Below are 14986 nucleotides of genomic sequence, written 5' to 3' on the forward strand. Positions count from 1 at the left end.
ATGTTAGTACCTAAACGTGTTAAACACCGTCGCGAATTCCGTGGAAAAATGCGCGGTGAAGCTAAAGGCGGAAAAGAAGTAGCATTTGGAGAATACGGTCTTCAAGCAACTACTAGCCACTGGATCACTAACCGCCAAATCGAAGCTGCCCGTATCGCTATGACTCGTTACATGAAACGTGGTGGTAAAGTTTGGATTAAAATCTTCCCACACAAATCATACACTGCAAAAGCTATCGGTGTACGGATGGGATCTGGTAAAGGTGCTCCAGAAGGATGGGTTGCACCAGTTAAGCGTGGCAAAGTAATGTTTGAAGTTGCTGGCGTTTCAGAAGAAATCGCTCGCGAAGCGCTTCGCCTTGCAAGCCACAAACTTCCAGTTAAATGTAAATTCGTAAAACGTGAAGCAGAATAAGGAGAAGGCATGAAACTTAATGAAGTAAAAGAATTTGTTAAAGAACTTCGTGGTCTTTCTCAAGAAGAACTCGCGAAGCGTGAAAATGAATTGAAGAAAGAATTGTTTGATCTTCGTTTCCAAGCAGCTGCTGGCCAATTGGAGCAGACAGCTCGACTGAAAGAAGTGAAAAAACAAATCGCTCGTATCAAAACTGTTCAATCAGAAGTTAAATAATAGACTAGGGAAGGAGAATTTCAATGGAACGCAATAATCGTAAAGTTCTTGTCGGACGCGTTGTTTCTGACAAAATGGACAAAACAATCACAGTTGTAGTTGAAACTAAACGTAACCACCCAGTCTATGGTAAACGTATTAACTACTCTAAGAAGTACAAAGCACATGACGAAAACAATGTTGCCAAAGAAGGCGATATCGTTCGTATCATGGAAACTCGTCCGCTTTCAGCTACAAAACGCTTCCGTCTTGTAGAAGTCGTTGAAGAAGCGGTTATCATCTAATCAAACCAGAAAGGAGAAAACTTAAATGATTCAAACAGAAACTCGTTTGAAAGTTGCCGACAACAGCGGCGCTCGCGAAATCTTGACAATCAAAGTTCTTGGTGGCTCAGGACGTAAGTTCGCTAACATCGGTGATGTAATCGTTGCGTCTGTAAAACAAGCTACTCCTGGTGGTGCGGTTAAGAAAGGTGACGTTGTAAAAGCTGTTATCGTTCGTACTAAATCAGGTGCTCGTCGTAAAGATGGTTCATACATCAAATTTGACGAAAACGCTGCAGTCATCATCCGTGAAGACAAAACTCCTCGCGGAACTCGTATCTTCGGCCCAGTTGCTCGTGAATTGCGTGACGGCGGCTTCATGAAGATCGTATCATTGGCTCCAGAAGTGCTTTAATCAAAATTAACAAACACAGTCCCCTGACAAAAGTCAGGGTGCCCTATGGGCGTAAGAATTAAGAGGAGAAATAAATGTTTGTAAAAAAAGGCGACAAAGTTCGCGTAATTGCTGGTAAAGACAAGGGTGTTGAAGCACTTGTTGTTACAGCTCTTCCAAAAGTAAACAAAGTTGTTGTTGAAGGTGTAAACATCGTTAAGAAACACCAAAAGCCAAATAACGAAAACCCTCAAGGTGCTATCGTGGAAAAAGAAGCACCAATCCATGTGTCAAACGTTCAAGTTCTTGACAAAAAAGGTGTTGCAGGACGTGTTGGCTACAAGTTTGTAGACGGCAAAAAAGTTCGTTACAATAAAAAATCAGGCGAAGTGCTTGACTAATCACGAAGGAAAGGAGAAGTATAATGGCAAATCGTTTAAAAGAAAAATATCTTAAAGAAGTAGTTCCTGCTTTGACTGAAAAGTTCAACTACTCATCTGTTATGGCTGTGCCAAAAGTGGATAAAATCGTTTTGAACATGGGTGTCGGTGACGCTGTATCAAACGCTAAAAACCTTGAAAAAGCTGCTGAAGAATTGGCTCTTATCTCAGGTCAAAAACCACTTATCACTAAAGCTAAAAAATCAATCGCCGGCTTCCGTCTTCGTGAAGGTGTAGCGATCGGTGCTAAAGTAACCCTTCGTGGCGAACGTATGTATGAATTCTTGGATAAATTGGTTTCAGTTTCTCTTCCACGTGTTCGTGACTTCCACGGTGTTCCAACAAAATCTTTTGATGGACGCGGGAACTACACGCTTGGTGTGAAAGAACAATTGATCTTCCCAGAAATCAACTTTGATGACGTTGATAAGACTCGCGGTCTTGACATCGTTATCGTAACAACTGCTAACACTGACGAAGAGTCACGCGAATTGCTTACAGGCCTTGGAATGCCTTTTGCAAAATAATATAGGAGGTAGATCTAATGGCTAAAAAATCAATGGTAGCTAGAGAGGCTAAACGCCAAAAAATTGTTGACCGTTATGCTGAAAAACGTGCTGCATTAAAGGCGGCAGGGGACTATGAAGGTTTATCTAAATTACCTCGCAACGCCTCACCGACTCGTTTACATAATCGTTGTAAAGTTACTGGGCGCCCCCATTCAGTTTACCGCAAATTTGGCCTGAGTCGTATCGCTTTTCGCGAACTTGCTCATAAAGGTCAAATCCCTGGTGTAACAAAAGCATCTTGGTAATATCATGATACAAAGAGCGTAACAACCACAGCAAAAATAGGAGATTTGGTATAGGAGCGATGCTCCAAAACAAATCTATCTTTTTTGCCAAGGTTGTAGCTCGTGTTCAAATAAGAATTATCTTATTTGAATGTATCAATACTATCTGAGCATAGCTCAATCATTAACTAGCAAGTGCAGCTTGCAAACTACTAGTAAGAGGAGAAATATAAAATGGTTATGACTGACCCAATTGCAGACTTTCTGACACGTATCCGTAATGCTAACCAAGCAAATCACGAAGTGCTTGAAGTGCCTGCATCAAACATCAAAAAAGGGATCGCTGAAATCCTGAAGCGTGAAGGTTTTGTAAAAAACGTTGAAATCATCGAAGATGACAAACAAGGCATCATCCGTGTATTCCTTAAATACGGACAAAATGGTGAAAAAGTTATCACTGGTTTGAAACGCGTTTCAAAACCAGGTCTGCGTGTTTACAAGAAACGCGAAGATCTTCCAAAAGTTCTGAACGGACTTGGAATTGCTATCCTTTCAACATCTGAAGGCTTGCTGACTGATAAAGAAGCACGCCAAAAGAATATTGGTGGAGAAGTTATCGCTTACGTTTGGTAATATTTAGCTCCCAATTTCTTTGTGACTCTTCGTTATCGTCTCTTGCCTAACCCAAAGTTATGCCTGCGAGACGATGCCTAGATTCGCTTTGAAATTGAAACCTAAATATTCTTTTAAATCGAGAAATCGATTTAAGCCCCCCGTGAAAACTGGTCGTTTGCGGCCTGACAATCTAACAGGAGAATATATACATGTCACGTATTGGTAATAAAGTTATCGTGTTGCCTGCTGGTGTTGAACTCAGCAACAAAGACAACGTTGTAACTGTAAAAGGACCTAAAGGAGAACTGACTCGTGAGTTCTCAAAAGATATTGAAATCCGTGTGGAAGGAACTGAAGTAACTCTTCACCGTCCAAACGATTCAAAAGAAATGAAAACAATCCACGGAACAACTCGTGCCCTTTTGAACAACATGGTTGTTGGTGTATCAGAAGGATTCAAGAAAGAACTTGAAATGCGTGGGGTTGGTTACCGTGCTCAACTTCAAGGCAAAAAGCTTGTACTTTCAGTTGGTAAATCTCATCCAGACGAAGTAGAAGCACCAGAAGGCATCACTTTTGAACTTCCAAACCCAACGACTATCGTTATCAGCGGAATTTCAAAAGAAGTAGTTGGACAAACTGCAGCTTACGTACGTAGCCTGCGTGCTCCAGAGCCATACAAAGGTAAAGGTATCCGCTACGTTGATGAATTCGTTCGCCGTAAAGAAGGTAAAACTGGTAAATAATCTTGTCTGGCTGATTTTTTTAGCCAAACAAGTTGTTTCCCAAGGTTGTGCATAAGCACAAGATTAAAATTAAGAGGTGAAAATTGTGATTACGAAACCAGATAAAAATAAAATCCGCCAAAAACGCCACCGTCGCGTTCGCGGAAAACTCTCTGGAACTGCTGATCGCCCACGTTTGAACGTATTCCGTTCTAATACAGGCATCTACGCTCAAGTGATTGATGACGTAGCGGGTGTAACGCTCGCAAGCGCTTCAACTCTTGACAAAGAAGTTTCAAAAGGAACTAAAACAGAACAAGCCGTTGTTGTTGGTAAGCTCGTTGCTGAACGTGCAGTTGCTAAAGGTATTTCTGAAGTCGTCTTCGACCGCGGTGGATATCTCTATCACGGACGTGTAAAAGCTTTGGCTGATGCAGCTCGTGAAAACGGATTGAAATTCTAAGAGGAGGACACTAGAAAATGGCATTTAAAGACAACGCAGTTGAACTTGAAGAACGTTTAGTTGCCATCAACCGTGTTACAAAAGTTGTTAAAGGTGGACGTCGTCTTCGCTTTGCAGCTCTTGTAGTTGTTGGTGACCGCAATGGTCGTGTTGGCTTCGGTACTGGTAAAGCTCAAGAAGTACCAGAAGCAATCCGCAAAGCAGTTGAAGATGCGAAGAAGAATTTGATTGAAGTACCAATGGTTGGCACAACAATTCCTCACGAAGTTCTTTCAGAATTTGGCGGAGCGAAAGTATTGCTTAAGCCAGCTGTTGAGGGTTCTGGAGTTGCTGCTGGTGGCGCGGTTCGTGCCGTCATCGAGTTGGCAGGTGTAGCAGATGTTACATCTAAATCTCTTGGCTCTAACACTCCAATCAACATCGTTCGCGCAACTGTTGAAGGTTTGAAACAATTAAAACGCGCTGAAGAAGTTGCTGCCCTTCGTGGTATTTCAGTTTCTGACTTGGCATAAGAAAGGGGATAACATGGCTCAAATTAAAATTACTTTGACTAAGTCTCCAATCGGACGCATCCCGTCACAACGTAAAACTGTTGTAGCACTTGGACTTGGCAAATTGAACAGCTCAGTTATCAAAGAAGATAATCCAGCAGTACGCGGTATGATTACTGCAGTATCACACTTGGTAACTGTTGAAGAAGTTAAATAAGCTTTGCTGGTTTAACAACTTTAAATTAAAATACGTTAGGGGATGGGATTTTCTCAGCCCCTAAAACTAAATATATGTATAGGCGAGTTTATATAGGAGACACCTTTTCTCCTATATGAGCGCTAGCATTTTACAAAAGAGGAGAAATAATATAATGAAACTTCATGAATTACAACCTGCTGCAGGTTCTCGTAAAGTCCGCAACCGTGTTGGTCGTGGTACATCATCTGGTAACGGTAAAACATCTGGCCGTGGTCAAAAAGGTCAAAAAGCTCGTAGCGGTGGCGGCGTTCGCCTTGGTTTTGAAGGTGGACAAACTCCATTGTTCCGTCGTCTTCCAAAACGTGGTTTCTTGAACATCAACCGCAAAGAATATGCGATTGTTAACCTTGACCAACTGAACGCCTTTGAAGATGGCGCTGAAGTAACACCAGTTGTTCTCATCGAAGCAGGTATTGTAAAAGCTGAAAAATCAGGTATCAAGATTCTTGGTAACGGAGAATTGACAAAGAAATTGACTGTTAAGGCAGCTAAATTCTCTAAATCAGCTGAAGAAGCTATCACTGCTAAAGGTGGTTCAGTGGAAGTCATCTAAGCGAGGTGACCTATGTTTTTCAAACTATTAAAAGACGCATTTAAAATCAAACAGGTACGGTCTAAGATTCTGTTCACGATTTTTATCATCTTAGTTTTCCGTATCGGTACAACCATAACGGTTCCAGGGATTAATGCCAAAGCCTTAAGCAATTTGAATGATTTGCCATTCCTGAATATGCTGAGCTTGGTCTCTGGTAATGCCATGCGCAACTTCTCAGTCTTTGCTCTGGGAGTCAGTCCATACATCACAGCTTCTATCGTTGTTCAGTTGCTACAAATGGACTTGCTTCCGAAGTTTGTAGAGTGGGGCAAGCAAGGGGAAGTAGGACGCAGAAAGCTGAATCAAGCGACTCGTTATATTGCCCTGGTTTTGGCCTTTGTGCAGGCGATAGGGATTACCGCTGGTTTTGATACTCTCTCAAGAGCTAATCTGGTTGCCAATCCTAATGTTCAGACCTACGCTTTGATTTGCGTTCTTCTAGCTACTGGTTCTATGATTGTAACTTGGCTAGGTGAGCAGATTACAGACAAGGGTTACGGAAATGGCGTTTCCATGATTATCTTTGCCGGTATCGTTTCAGCTATCCCTGATATGATTAAAGGTATCTATGAAGATTACTTTGTAAATATTCCTAGTGAACGTTTGACTTCATCCTTCATTTTTGTAGGGATTCTGATTGTGGCAGTCCTGCTTATCATTTATTTTACAACCTTTGTACAGCAGGCTGAATATAAAATTCCAATTCAGTATACGAAAGTAGCTAAGGGTGCACCTTCTAGCTCCTATCTGCCACTGAAAGTCAATCCGGCTGGGGTTATTCCAGTAATCTTTGCCAGCTCGATTACAGCTGCACCGGCAGCGATTTTCCAAGTTGTCAGTGCCATGGGCTATGACGCAGATTGGGTTAAGACAGCTCAGTCACTTTTGGCAACAACGACCATTAGTGGTATGTTCATGTACGCCTTCCTGATTGTCCTCTTTACATTCTTCTATACTTTTGTACAGATTAATCCTGAGAAGACAGCAGAAAATCTGCAAAAGAGCGGAGCTTACATTCCAGGTGTTCGCCCTGGTAAAGGAACAGAAGACTACATGTCTAAGCTGTTGCGTCGTTTGGCAACAGTTGGATCTCTCTTCTTAGGTTTCATTTCTATCCTGCCTATCTTGGCTAAAGATGTATTTGGATTGACAGATGCCGTTGCTCTTGGAGGAACCAGTCTCTTGATCATCATCTCAACTGGTATTGAGGGAATGAAACAGCTAGAAGGCTACCTGCTGAAGAGAAAGTATGTTGGCTTTATGGATACATCAGAGTAAGGGATCTTTTGAATAGCTTTTCTAACGAGAAGCTAGTTCAGATAACCTTTCTTGAACCGAAAATAAACAAAATAAAAGGGGACAGAGTAGACTCACCCCCTTCTATTTTGTTTTTAAACGAGTTTATTAATCGGTTTAATAGATTGCTTTAAAAACAAAAAAGGAGACCAATCATGAATCTTTTGATTATGGGCTTACCAGGTGCTGGTAAAGGAACTCAAGCTGCTAAAATCGTTGAGCATTTCAATGTTGCGCATATTTCGACTGGAGATATGTTCCGTGCGGCGATTGCTAACCAAACAGAGATGGGCGTTTTAGCCAAGTCATATATTGACAAGGGCGAGTTGGTCCCAGACCAAGTGACAAACGGTATTGTCAAAGAGCGTTTGAGTCAAGACGATATTAAGCAAACAGGCTTCCTCTTGGATGGCTATCCTCGCACGATTGAGCAAGCACATGCCTTGGACAAAACATTGGCTGAACTTGGTATCGAACTTGAAGGTGTAATCAATATTGAAGTGAATCCAGACTGTCTCTTGGAGCGTTTGAGCGGTCGGATTATCCATCGTCAAACAGGCGAAACTTTCCACAAGGTCTTCAATCCGCCAGCAGACTATAAGGAAGAGGATTATTACCAGCGCGAAGATGACAAGCCTGAGACAGTTAAACGTCGTTTGGATGTCAATATTGCACAAGGTCAGCCAATCATTAATCACTATCGCAGCAAAGGTCTGGTCCATGATATTCAAGGAAATCAAAATATTAATGATGTCTTCTCAGCTATCGAAAAAGTCTTGACAAATTTGAAATAAAAGCGTTTTTCCTGCTTGCAATATTTGACAAGTAGTGATACAATGAATTAGTCTGACTTATAATTGTTACCTCTGTGCTCAGAGGGATCAAATCGAAATTTATGGAGGTACTTTTGCGTGGCAAAAGACGATGTGATTGAGGTTGAAGGCAAGGTAGTTGATACAATGCCTAATGCAATGTTTACGGTTGAACTTGAAAATGGACATCAGATTTTAGCAACAGTTTCTGGTAAAATTCGTAAAAACTATATTCGTATTTTAGCGGGAGACCGTGTGACTGTAGAAATGAGTCCTTATGATTTGACACGTGGACGGATCACATACCGCTTTAAATAATCGAAAAACTTGGAGGGAAAAAATGAAAGTAAGACCATCGGTCAAACCAATTTGCGAATACTGCAAAGTCATTCGTCGTAATGGTCGTGTTATGGTAATTTGCCCAGCAAATCCAAAACACAAACAACGTCAAGGATAAGATAGAAAGGAGAAAAAATGGCTCGTATTGCTGGAGTTGACATTCCAAATGACAAACGTGTAGTCGTTTCACTGACTTATGTGTACGGTATCGGACTTCCAACTTCTAAGAAAATCTTGGCAGCTGCTGGAGTTTCAGAAGACATCCGTGTAAAAGATCTTACAATCGAACAAGAAGACGCTATCCGTCGTGAAGTAGATGCGATTAAAGTTGAAGGTGACCTTCGTCGTGAAGTAAACTTGAACATCAAACGTTTGATGGAAATCGGTTCATACCGTGGAATCCGTCACCGTCGTGGACTTCCTGTCCGTGGACAAAACACTAAAAATAACGCCCGCACTCGTAAAGGTAAAGCTGTTGCGATTGCAGGTAAGAAAAAATAATATAAGGAGGTAAAAAGTCTTGGCTAAACCAACACGTAAACGTCGTGTGAAGAAAAATATCGAATCCGGTATTGCTCATATTCACGCTACATTTAATAACACTATTGTTATGATTACTGATGTGCATGGTAACGCGATTGCTTGGTCATCTGCTGGAGCTCTTGGATTTAAAGGTTCTCGTAAATCTACACCATTTGCTGCCCAAATGGCATCTGAAGCAGCTGCTAAATCTGCACAGGAACACGGTCTGAAATCAGTTGAAGTTACTGTAAAAGGTCCAGGTTCTGGTCGTGAGTCTGCTATTCGTGCTCTTGCTGCCGCTGGTCTTGAAGTAACAGCTATTCGTGATGTGACTCCTGTACCACACAATGGTGCTCGTCCTCCAAAACGTCGCCGTGTATAATCACCAACCGTTACACTGCTTTTCGTTTAAGAGGGAGTATAGCAAATGATTGAGTTTGAAAAACCAAATATAACAAAAATTGATGAAAATAAAGATTATGGCAAGTTTGTAGTAGAGCCGCTTGAGCGTGGCTATGGTACAACACTGGGAAATTCTCTTCGCCGTGTGCTTTTAGCTTCACTTCCAGGTGCGGCTGTCACTTCAATTAATATTGAAGGTGTTTTACACGAGTTTGATACGATTTCCGGTGTCCGTGAAGACGTGATGCAAATCATTTTGAACGTCAAAGGGATTGCTGTAAAATCTTACGTCCAAGACGAAAAGATTATTGAACTGGATGTTGAAGGGCCAGCAGAAGTAACTGCCGGAGACATTTTGACAGACAGTGATATTGAAATTATAAACCCTGATCATTATCTCTTTACAATCGGAGAAGGTGCAAGCTTTAAGGCGACGATGACTGTCAACAGCGGTCGTGGTTATGTGCCTGCAGATGAAAATAAGAAAGATGATGCACCAGTGGGAACACTTGCGGTGGATTCCATCTATACGCCAGTGACAAAAGTTAATTACCAGGTTGAGCCAGCTCGTGTTGGTAGCAACGATGGTTTTGACAAACTAACCCTTGAAATTTTAACGAATGGAACAATTATTCCAGAAGATGCTTTGGGACTTTCAGCCCGCATCCTTACGGAGCATTTGAATCTCTTCACCAACCTGACAGAAGTAGCTATCGCTGCAGACGTTATGAAGGAAGCAGAAAAGACTTCTGATGACCGCATTTTGGAACGGACCATCGAAGAATTAGATTTGTCAGTTCGCTTATACAACTGTTTGAAACGTGCAGGTATCAATACTGTATTTGATTTGACAGAAAAATCTGAGCCAGAAATGATGAAAGTTCGTAACTTGGGACGCAAGAGTCTGGAAGAAGTAAAAGTTAAACTTGCTGATCTCGGTCTGGGGTTAAAAAACGATAAATAAAGGAGGAATACATGGCTTACCGTAAACTAGGACGCACTAGCTCACAACGTAAAGCAATGCTTCGCGATTTGACTACTGATTTGCTGATCAACGAATCAATCGTGACAACTGAAGCTCGTGCTAAAGAAATCCGTAAAACAGTTGAAAAAATGATTACATTGGGCAAACGTGGAGACTTGCACGCTCGCCGTCAAGCCGCAGCTTTTGTACGCAATGAAATCGCATCAGAAAACTATGATGAAGCAACAGAAAAGTATACTACAACTACTGCTCTTCAAAAATTGTTCTCTGAGATTGCACCACGCTATGCAGAGCGCAACGGTGGATATACTCGTATCCTGAAAACTGAACCGCGCCGCGGAGATGCTGCGCCAATGGCAATCATCGAATTAGTATAAGATCATCAATCTTTGTTGAGTGTTATGATGATGGAATAGAAGCTCTATTCTTAGTCTAGCTCTGGTCTACCGCTAGGATTTTTTCCTAGCGGGAACACTCATCATATAGTTGATAATAGGTAGACGCTTGTTTACGAAATTGCTTTTAAGACAAAAACAATTTCGTAAGCAGGCGTTTTTGCATGAAGCTAGGAAAATACCTGAAATTTTGTTATAATACTCTAACACTATCAAAAATTTATAGGAAATCGAAATGATTGATTCAATCCAAATTTTAAAAGAACGCTATTTAAAGAATATTAAAGAAAATCCAACTGTCTACATTGGCATTGAGTTAGAATTTCCTATTGTCAATTGCCAGGGCGGAGGGACTGATACGACCGTTGCCAAGAATCTCTTGAAACGTCTGTTAGAAGAGTATGATTTTGAGGCAGAACGATTCGATAGAGATGGGAATCCTATCCAACTGAAATCTACTAAAAATGAAGACAGAATTCTTTTTGAGGTTTCTTACAATACTTTGGAATTTGCTTTTGCCAAGGCTAGTAGAATTCAAGAAGTTGAAGAGCGTTTTAAGACCTATCTGAATATTATTCGGCCAATTCTGCGCGAAGAAAACCATGAAATTCAAGGTGAAGGTATTCATCCTTTCTGGGCAGAAAATGATAATAGTCCAGTTAAATATCCAAGATATGAAATGCTGATGCAGTATTTAGCTATGGGAAAGAACATGGAAGGTCTGCACAATTATCCAGAATATGGTGCTTTTATTTGTGGGAGTCAAGTTCAGTTGGATGTCTCAAGAGAAAATTATTTAACTGTTATCAATGTCTTCAATCAAATTGAAGCTGCTAAAGCATACCTCTTTGCCAATTCAGAGTTTTCAGATTCTTCTTGGGATACAAAAATAGCTCGGGATATTTTCTGGGAGCAATCGATGCATGGTATTTTACAGGAAAATGCAGGCGTTAATCAGAAAGATTTTCAAACAGAAGATGATTTTTTTGCTTATCTTGGTAAATCAGCACTTTTCACTGCCGAACGGGAAGGCAAATCCTACTATTTCTATCCGATAGCTGCTAATGAATACTTGAGCCAGAAAATTATTGAAGCTTACGGCCTTTCAGGTGAAAAAGTAAACTTGACTCCAAGGGAAGCAGACTTCAAGAATCACAGAAGTTACCAGTATCAAGATTTGACGACACGGGGGACAGTAGAGTTTCGGAGTGTTTGCACCCAGCCTTTTGATAAAACTTTTGCTTCTGCTGCTTTTCATCTTGGTGTTTTAGAAAACTTGGAAAATGTAAAAGCATTTTTACAAGACGCTCCCTTCTTTCAGGAGGAAGGTCAGGATTACAAAGCTTTAAGAAGAAAGTTTTCCAAAAAAGAGTTGACTGCAAGTGAAACAGAGCATATTTATGAATTCACAAAGACTTTGCTTCAGTTGGCAAGAGCTGGTTTATTAGCCCGTCAACTAGGGGAGGAAGTATATCTTCCTACACTCTAATAGATGAAAAGACTTTAATGAATAAAAAACTTCAAAAAAATTTAAAAAAATCGGAAAAAGGTATTGACAGGAGGTGTGGTTGGGTGATATACTAATATAGTTGTCGCGAAAGACAAAGCCCTTTGAAAACTGAACAAGACGAACCAAGTGCAGGGTGACATAGAGATATGTAACCTGTCAAAAAACGAGAAAATAAATCTGTCAGTGGACAGTAATGNGTAGGTTCAAATCCTGCTCCCGCAATAGTTGGCTCGGTAGCTCAGTTGGTAGAGCAATGGATTGAAGCTCCATGTGTCGGCGGTTCGATTCCGTCTCGCGCCATAATTTTATAATCGGAAGGGTAGCGAAGAGGCTAAACGCGGCGGACTGTAAATCCGCTCCTTCGGGTTCGGGGGTTCGAATCCCTCCCCTTCCATAACCTTTACGGGCATAGTTTAAAGGTAGAACTAAGGTCTCCAAAACCTTCAGTGTGGGTTCGATTCCTACTGCCCGTGTTTGAATATGGCGGGTGTGGTGAAGTGGTTAACACACCAGATTGTGGCTCTGGCATGCGTGGGTTCGATCCCCATCACTCGCCTATTTAATATTATTGGGGTATAGCCAAGCGGTAAGGCAAGGGACTTTGACTCCCTCATGCGTTGGTTCGAATCCAGCTACCCCAGTTAAAAACTTGAGCCGGCGTGGCGGAATTGGCAGACGCGCTGGACTCAAAATCCAGTGTCCTCACGGACGTGCCGGTTCGACCCCGGCCGCCGGTATTGCTTAAGTTTAGCGAAGCATTTTAGCTTCGTTTTTTTGTCTTTTCCGTAGTATTTACTTGCAAGCTAAGGCGGAAGGTTGAATTGTGATTTTGCTTGTAAATTTACACTTAACTAGTGTAATTGATAAGGGAGACTTTCATCATTAAATGGCTTATAGGATCTAGAATGCTAATAAGGAGCTGCTTGGTTTGTTCCTTTTTATTCTCTGATTGAGTTTTTATTTAAGGCTTAAGAATCTAATTGTATAATTAAATATTTTTTGTGAAAAGCATCTGACCTTTACTGAAAATTCTTGACTCTTTTCTGTTTTGTGGTATAATTAACCAGTAAAGCTTTAACTGGTTAAGATAAGGAGGGAAGAAATGACTCATTTAGCGCAGAAGGTCGATCAATTTTTAAATGAAGTTATTTTGAAGGCAGAAAATCAGCATGAGATTCTGATTGGTTCTTGCACGAGTGATGTGCCTTTAACCAATACGCAGGAGCATATTTTGATGCTTTTGTCTGAGGAATCTTTGACAAATTCTGATTTAGCAAAAAAACTGAATGTGAGTCAAGCTGCTGTGACCAAGGCTGTGAAATCTTTAGTTCGGCAAGAGATGCTGCAAGCCTTTAAAGATAAGAGAGATGCTCGGGTTACCTTTTACCGTTTGACTGACTTAGCGCAGCCGATCGCAAAGGAACATCAACATCATCACGCACATACTTTGGAGACGTATCAAAAATTGGCAGACCAGTTTTCTGCTAGTGAACAGACGACAATTGCGAAGTTCTTGGAAGCATTGGTGGGAGAGATTGGTAAATGAGATATATCACAGTGGATAATCTTTCCTTTTACTATGACAAGGAGCCCGTGCTTGAGCATATTCATTATTTTCTAGACAGTGGTGAGTTTCTAACTTTGACGGGGGAAAATGGAGCTGCTAAGACGACGCTTATCAAGGCTAGTTTGGGTATTTTGCAGCCTAAGCATGGGGAAGTGAAGATTTCCAAAACTAATGTGCGAGGCAAGAAATTGCGGATTGCCTATCTTCCTCAGCAGATTGCTAGTTTTAATGCTGGTTTTCCTAGTACGGTGTATGAGTTTGTCAAGTCGGGACGTTATCCGCGCAAGGGTTGGTTCCGTCATTTGAATGAGCACGATGAGGAGCATATCAAGGCTAGTTTAGAGTCAGTTGGAATGTGGGAACATCGGGACAAGCGGATTGGTTCTCTTTCTGGCGGGCAAAAGCAGAGGGCTGTGATTGCTCGGATGTTTGCTTCAGATCCAGATATATTTGTCCTAGATGAGCCGACAACAGGGATGGATGCAGGCAGCAAGGATGAATTTTACAAGCTCATGCACCATAGTGCTCATCAGCATGGAAAAGCTGTCTTGATGATTACACACGATCCGGAAGAAGTTCGTAAATATGCTGATCGCAACATTCACCTGGTCCGGAATCAGGATTCACCTTGGCGCTGCTTCAATGTGCATGAAAGTGACAGCGGACAGGAGGTAAGCCATGCTTAATCTATTTTCCTATGATTTTATGCAGCGAGCCTTTCTGGCAGTTATTGCCATGAGCCTTTTTTCGCCGATTTTGGGAACTTTCCTTATTTTACGTCGTCAGAGCCTCATGAGTGACACGCTTAGTCACGTTTCACTGGCAGGTGTGGCCTTTGGCCTGGTTCTAGGTTTGTCACCGACCTTCACAACAGTAGTGGTGGTTATAATCGCAGCAGTCTTCTTAGAGTATCTGCGGACTATTTATAAGAATTTCATGGAAATCGGTACAGCTATTCTCATGTCAACGGGATTAGCGGTTTCCTTGATTGTTATGAGTAAGGGTAAGAGTTCAAGCTCGATGAGTTTGGATCAGTATCTATTTGGCTCCATTGTGACTATCAGTAGGGAGCAGGTGATTTCTCTCTTTGTCATTGCTGCTGTGGTGCTTGTCTTGACTTTCCTCTTCATTCGGCCTATGTATATCTTGACCTTTGATGAGGATACGGCCTTTGTGGATGGGCTGCCTGTGCGGACTATGTCTATTCTCTTTAATATTGTGACGGGTATTGCGATTGCCCTCATGATTCCAGCTGCGGGAGCCTTGCTGGTCTCGACCATTATGGTCCTGCCGGCCAGTATTGCCCTGCGGATTGGGAAAAATTTCAAGTCGGTTATTTTGCTGGCAAATGTCATCGGCTTCTTTGGTATGATTGCCGGACTTTATATTTCTTACTATGCAGAAACGCCAGCAAGCGCCAGCATTACGATTATCTTCGTCAGCTTGTTCTTGCTGGTCAATCTGGTCAAAAAATTTATAAAATAGGAGCA

25 protein-coding genes and 6 tRNA genes are annotated in these 14986 nt (G+C 41.6%); all 31 read left to right on the forward strand.

The annotated features are described in order from the left end of the window. Positions 1-414 (forward strand): 50S ribosomal protein L16, encoded by a 414-nt coding sequence (gene rplP / locus SSV_RS00345; protein ID WP_000960948.1) that lies wholly within the window; start codon positions 1-3, stop codon positions 412-414. Positions 415-423: 9 nt separating this feature from the next. Further along, complete coding sequence (gene rpmC / locus SSV_RS00350; RefSeq protein ID WP_002894488.1) at positions 424-630, forward strand: 50S ribosomal protein L29; 207 nt, start codon at positions 424-426, stop codon at positions 628-630. Between the two features lie 23 nt (positions 631-653). Then, complete coding sequence (gene rpsQ, locus SSV_RS00355) at positions 654-914, forward strand: 30S ribosomal protein S17 (RefSeq protein WP_000440801.1); 261 nt, start codon at positions 654-656, stop codon at positions 912-914. Positions 915-939: 25 nt separating this feature from the next. After that, positions 940-1308 (forward strand): 50S ribosomal protein L14, encoded by a 369-nt coding sequence (gene rplN / locus SSV_RS00360; RefSeq protein WP_002894494.1) that lies wholly within the window; start codon positions 940-942, stop codon positions 1306-1308. 74 nt (positions 1309-1382) lie between these two features. Then, positions 1383-1688 carry a 50S ribosomal protein L24 gene (rplX, locus tag SSV_RS00365; protein ID WP_072073236.1) on the forward strand — a complete coding sequence of 102 codons (306 nt, stop codon included), beginning with the start codon at positions 1383-1385 and terminating at the stop codon, positions 1686-1688. Positions 1689-1711: 23 nt separating this feature from the next. Next, positions 1712-2254 (forward strand): 50S ribosomal protein L5, encoded by a 543-nt coding sequence (gene rplE / locus SSV_RS00370; RefSeq protein ID WP_002894499.1) that lies wholly within the window; start codon positions 1712-1714, stop codon positions 2252-2254. Positions 2255-2271: 17 nt separating this feature from the next. Then, positions 2272-2541: a 30S ribosomal protein S14 gene (gene rpsN, locus SSV_RS00375; protein ID WP_072073237.1), complete on the forward strand. Its 270-nt coding sequence runs from the start codon at positions 2272-2274 to the stop codon at positions 2539-2541. Between the two features lie 213 nt (positions 2542-2754). Then, positions 2755-3153, forward strand: a complete 399-nt coding sequence (gene rpsH / locus SSV_RS00380; RefSeq protein ID WP_072073238.1) for a 30S ribosomal protein S8 — start codon at positions 2755-2757, stop codon at positions 3151-3153. Between the two features lie 191 nt (positions 3154-3344). After that, positions 3345-3881 carry a 50S ribosomal protein L6 gene (gene rplF, locus SSV_RS00385; RefSeq protein ID WP_072073239.1) on the forward strand — a complete coding sequence of 179 codons (537 nt, stop codon included), beginning with the start codon at positions 3345-3347 and terminating at the stop codon, positions 3879-3881. A gap of 85 nt (positions 3882-3966) precedes the next feature. After that, the gene (rplR, locus tag SSV_RS00390; RefSeq protein WP_009659213.1) at positions 3967-4323 is read left to right on the forward strand and encodes a 50S ribosomal protein L18; all 357 of its coding nucleotides are present in this window, start codon (positions 3967-3969) and stop codon (positions 4321-4323) included. A gap of 17 nt (positions 4324-4340) precedes the next feature. After that, positions 4341-4835: a 30S ribosomal protein S5 gene (gene rpsE, locus SSV_RS00395; RefSeq protein ID WP_002894506.1), complete on the forward strand. Its 495-nt coding sequence runs from the start codon at positions 4341-4343 to the stop codon at positions 4833-4835. 13 nt (positions 4836-4848) lie between these two features. Beyond that, complete coding sequence (gene rpmD, locus SSV_RS00400) at positions 4849-5031, forward strand: 50S ribosomal protein L30 (RefSeq protein WP_002894509.1); 183 nt, start codon at positions 4849-4851, stop codon at positions 5029-5031. Between the two features lie 154 nt (positions 5032-5185). Continuing rightward, the gene (gene rplO, locus SSV_RS00405) at positions 5186-5626 is read left to right on the forward strand and encodes a 50S ribosomal protein L15 (protein WP_002901833.1); all 441 of its coding nucleotides are present in this window, start codon (positions 5186-5188) and stop codon (positions 5624-5626) included. A 12-nt stretch (positions 5627-5638) separates the two neighbouring features. Further along, entirely contained in the window at positions 5639-6946 is a 1308-nt protein-coding gene (secY, locus tag SSV_RS00410) for a preprotein translocase subunit SecY (RefSeq protein WP_002905788.1), read from the forward strand. Positions 6947-7119: 173 nt separating this feature from the next. Next, on the forward strand, positions 7120-7758 hold the full coding sequence (locus SSV_RS00415) for an adenylate kinase (RefSeq protein ID WP_072073241.1): 639 nt from the start codon (positions 7120-7122) through the stop codon (positions 7756-7758). A gap of 117 nt (positions 7759-7875) precedes the next feature. Continuing rightward, on the forward strand, positions 7876-8094 hold the full coding sequence (gene infA, locus SSV_RS00420) for a translation initiation factor IF-1 (protein WP_001029883.1): 219 nt from the start codon (positions 7876-7878) through the stop codon (positions 8092-8094). A gap of 22 nt (positions 8095-8116) precedes the next feature. Further along, positions 8117-8233 carry a 50S ribosomal protein L36 gene (rpmJ, locus tag SSV_RS00425; protein ID WP_001808836.1) on the forward strand — a complete coding sequence of 39 codons (117 nt, stop codon included), beginning with the start codon at positions 8117-8119 and terminating at the stop codon, positions 8231-8233. Positions 8234-8250: 17 nt separating this feature from the next. Further along, entirely contained in the window at positions 8251-8616 is a 366-nt protein-coding gene (gene rpsM, locus SSV_RS00430; RefSeq protein ID WP_002894516.1) for a 30S ribosomal protein S13, read from the forward strand. 19 nt (positions 8617-8635) lie between these two features. Beyond that, on the forward strand, positions 8636-9019 hold the full coding sequence (gene rpsK / locus SSV_RS00435) for a 30S ribosomal protein S11 (RefSeq protein WP_001118385.1): 384 nt from the start codon (positions 8636-8638) through the stop codon (positions 9017-9019). A 45-nt stretch (positions 9020-9064) separates the two neighbouring features. Then, positions 9065-10003: a DNA-directed RNA polymerase subunit alpha gene (locus tag SSV_RS00440; RefSeq protein WP_072073242.1), complete on the forward strand. Its 939-nt coding sequence runs from the start codon at positions 9065-9067 to the stop codon at positions 10001-10003. 11 nt (positions 10004-10014) lie between these two features. Further along, positions 10015-10401 carry a 50S ribosomal protein L17 gene (rplQ, locus tag SSV_RS00445; protein ID WP_002894521.1) on the forward strand — a complete coding sequence of 129 codons (387 nt, stop codon included), beginning with the start codon at positions 10015-10017 and terminating at the stop codon, positions 10399-10401. Positions 10402-10648: 247 nt separating this feature from the next. Next, positions 10649-11908, forward strand: coding sequence for a glutamate-cysteine ligase family protein (locus tag SSV_RS00450; protein WP_072073243.1), 1260 nt, complete (start codon positions 10649-10651; stop codon positions 11906-11908). A 248-nt stretch (positions 11909-12156) separates the two neighbouring features. Further along, positions 12157-12229, forward strand: a tRNA-Phe gene (locus SSV_RS00455). 13 nt (positions 12230-12242) lie between these two features. After that, positions 12243-12323: transfer RNA gene (locus tag SSV_RS00460), tRNA-Tyr, on the forward strand. An 8-nt stretch (positions 12324-12331) separates the two neighbouring features. After that, a tRNA-Trp gene (locus SSV_RS00465) sits at positions 12332-12402 on the forward strand. A 10-nt stretch (positions 12403-12412) separates the two neighbouring features. Continuing rightward, positions 12413-12485: transfer RNA gene (locus SSV_RS00470), tRNA-His, on the forward strand. A gap of 13 nt (positions 12486-12498) precedes the next feature. Beyond that, positions 12499-12570 (forward strand) — tRNA-Gln (locus SSV_RS00475). Between the two features lie 12 nt (positions 12571-12582). Then, positions 12583-12666, forward strand: a tRNA-Leu gene (locus SSV_RS00480). A gap of 365 nt (positions 12667-13031) precedes the next feature. Beyond that, a complete protein-coding gene (locus tag SSV_RS00485) occupies positions 13032-13475 on the forward strand; it encodes a zinc-dependent MarR family transcriptional regulator (protein WP_072073244.1) in 444 nt (147 codons plus the stop codon). Continuing rightward, on the forward strand, positions 13472-14182 hold the full coding sequence (locus tag SSV_RS00490) for a metal ABC transporter ATP-binding protein (protein ID WP_072073245.1): 711 nt from the start codon (positions 13472-13474) through the stop codon (positions 14180-14182). The genes SSV_RS00485 and SSV_RS00490 overlap by 4 nt, the downstream gene beginning before the upstream one ends. Next, positions 14175-14981: a metal ABC transporter permease gene (locus SSV_RS00495; RefSeq protein WP_072073246.1), complete on the forward strand. Its 807-nt coding sequence runs from the start codon at positions 14175-14177 to the stop codon at positions 14979-14981. The genes SSV_RS00490 and SSV_RS00495 overlap by 8 nt, the downstream gene beginning before the upstream one ends. Positions 14982-14986 lie beyond the last annotated feature (5 nt).

This window comes from Streptococcus sanguinis (genome assembly GCF_001078705.1).
Taxonomy (GTDB): Bacteria; Bacillota; Bacilli; order Lactobacillales; family Streptococcaceae; genus Streptococcus; species Streptococcus sanguinis_D.

Excerpts from the sequence above, each read along its gene's own strand:
- rplP (WP_000960948.1), top strand. The coding sequence starts at position 1 with ATGTTAGTACCTAAACGTGTTAAACACCGTCGCGAATTCCGTGGAAAA.
- rpmC (WP_002894488.1), top strand. The coding sequence starts at position 424 with ATGAAACTTAATGAAGTAAAAGAATTTGTTAAAGAACTTCGTGGTCTT.
- rpsQ (WP_000440801.1), top strand. The coding sequence starts at position 654 with ATGGAACGCAATAATCGTAAAGTTCTTGTCGGACGCGTTGTTTCTGAC.
- rplN (WP_002894494.1), top strand. The coding sequence starts at position 940 with ATGATTCAAACAGAAACTCGTTTGAAAGTTGCCGACAACAGCGGCGCT.
- rplX (WP_072073236.1), top strand. The coding sequence starts at position 1,383 with ATGTTTGTAAAAAAAGGCGACAAAGTTCGCGTAATTGCTGGTAAAGAC.
- rplE (WP_002894499.1), top strand. The coding sequence starts at position 1,712 with ATGGCAAATCGTTTAAAAGAAAAATATCTTAAAGAAGTAGTTCCTGCT.
- rpsN (WP_072073237.1), top strand. The coding sequence starts at position 2,272 with ATGGCTAAAAAATCAATGGTAGCTAGAGAGGCTAAACGCCAAAAAATT.
- rpsH (WP_072073238.1), top strand. The coding sequence starts at position 2,755 with ATGGTTATGACTGACCCAATTGCAGACTTTCTGACACGTATCCGTAAT.
- rplF (WP_072073239.1), top strand. The coding sequence starts at position 3,345 with ATGTCACGTATTGGTAATAAAGTTATCGTGTTGCCTGCTGGTGTTGAA.
- rpsE (WP_002894506.1), top strand. The coding sequence starts at position 4,341 with ATGGCATTTAAAGACAACGCAGTTGAACTTGAAGAACGTTTAGTTGCC.
- rpmD (WP_002894509.1), top strand. The coding sequence starts at position 4,849 with ATGGCTCAAATTAAAATTACTTTGACTAAGTCTCCAATCGGACGCATC.
- rplO (WP_002901833.1), top strand. The coding sequence starts at position 5,186 with ATGAAACTTCATGAATTACAACCTGCTGCAGGTTCTCGTAAAGTCCGC.
- secY (WP_002905788.1), top strand. The coding sequence starts at position 5,639 with ATGTTTTTCAAACTATTAAAAGACGCATTTAAAATCAAACAGGTACGG.
- SSV_RS00415 (WP_072073241.1), top strand. The coding sequence starts at position 7,120 with ATGAATCTTTTGATTATGGGCTTACCAGGTGCTGGTAAAGGAACTCAA.
- rpmJ (WP_001808836.1), top strand. The coding sequence starts at position 8,117 with ATGAAAGTAAGACCATCGGTCAAACCAATTTGCGAATACTGCAAAGTC.
- rpsM (WP_002894516.1), top strand. The coding sequence starts at position 8,251 with ATGGCTCGTATTGCTGGAGTTGACATTCCAAATGACAAACGTGTAGTC.
- SSV_RS00440 (WP_072073242.1), top strand. The coding sequence starts at position 9,065 with ATGATTGAGTTTGAAAAACCAAATATAACAAAAATTGATGAAAATAAA.
- rplQ (WP_002894521.1), top strand. The coding sequence starts at position 10,015 with ATGGCTTACCGTAAACTAGGACGCACTAGCTCACAACGTAAAGCAATG.
- SSV_RS00485 (WP_072073244.1), top strand. The coding sequence starts at position 13,032 with ATGACTCATTTAGCGCAGAAGGTCGATCAATTTTTAAATGAAGTTATT.
- SSV_RS00490 (WP_072073245.1), top strand. The coding sequence starts at position 13,472 with ATGAGATATATCACAGTGGATAATCTTTCCTTTTACTATGACAAGGAG.
- SSV_RS00495 (WP_072073246.1), top strand. The coding sequence starts at position 14,175 with ATGCTTAATCTATTTTCCTATGATTTTATGCAGCGAGCCTTTCTGGCA.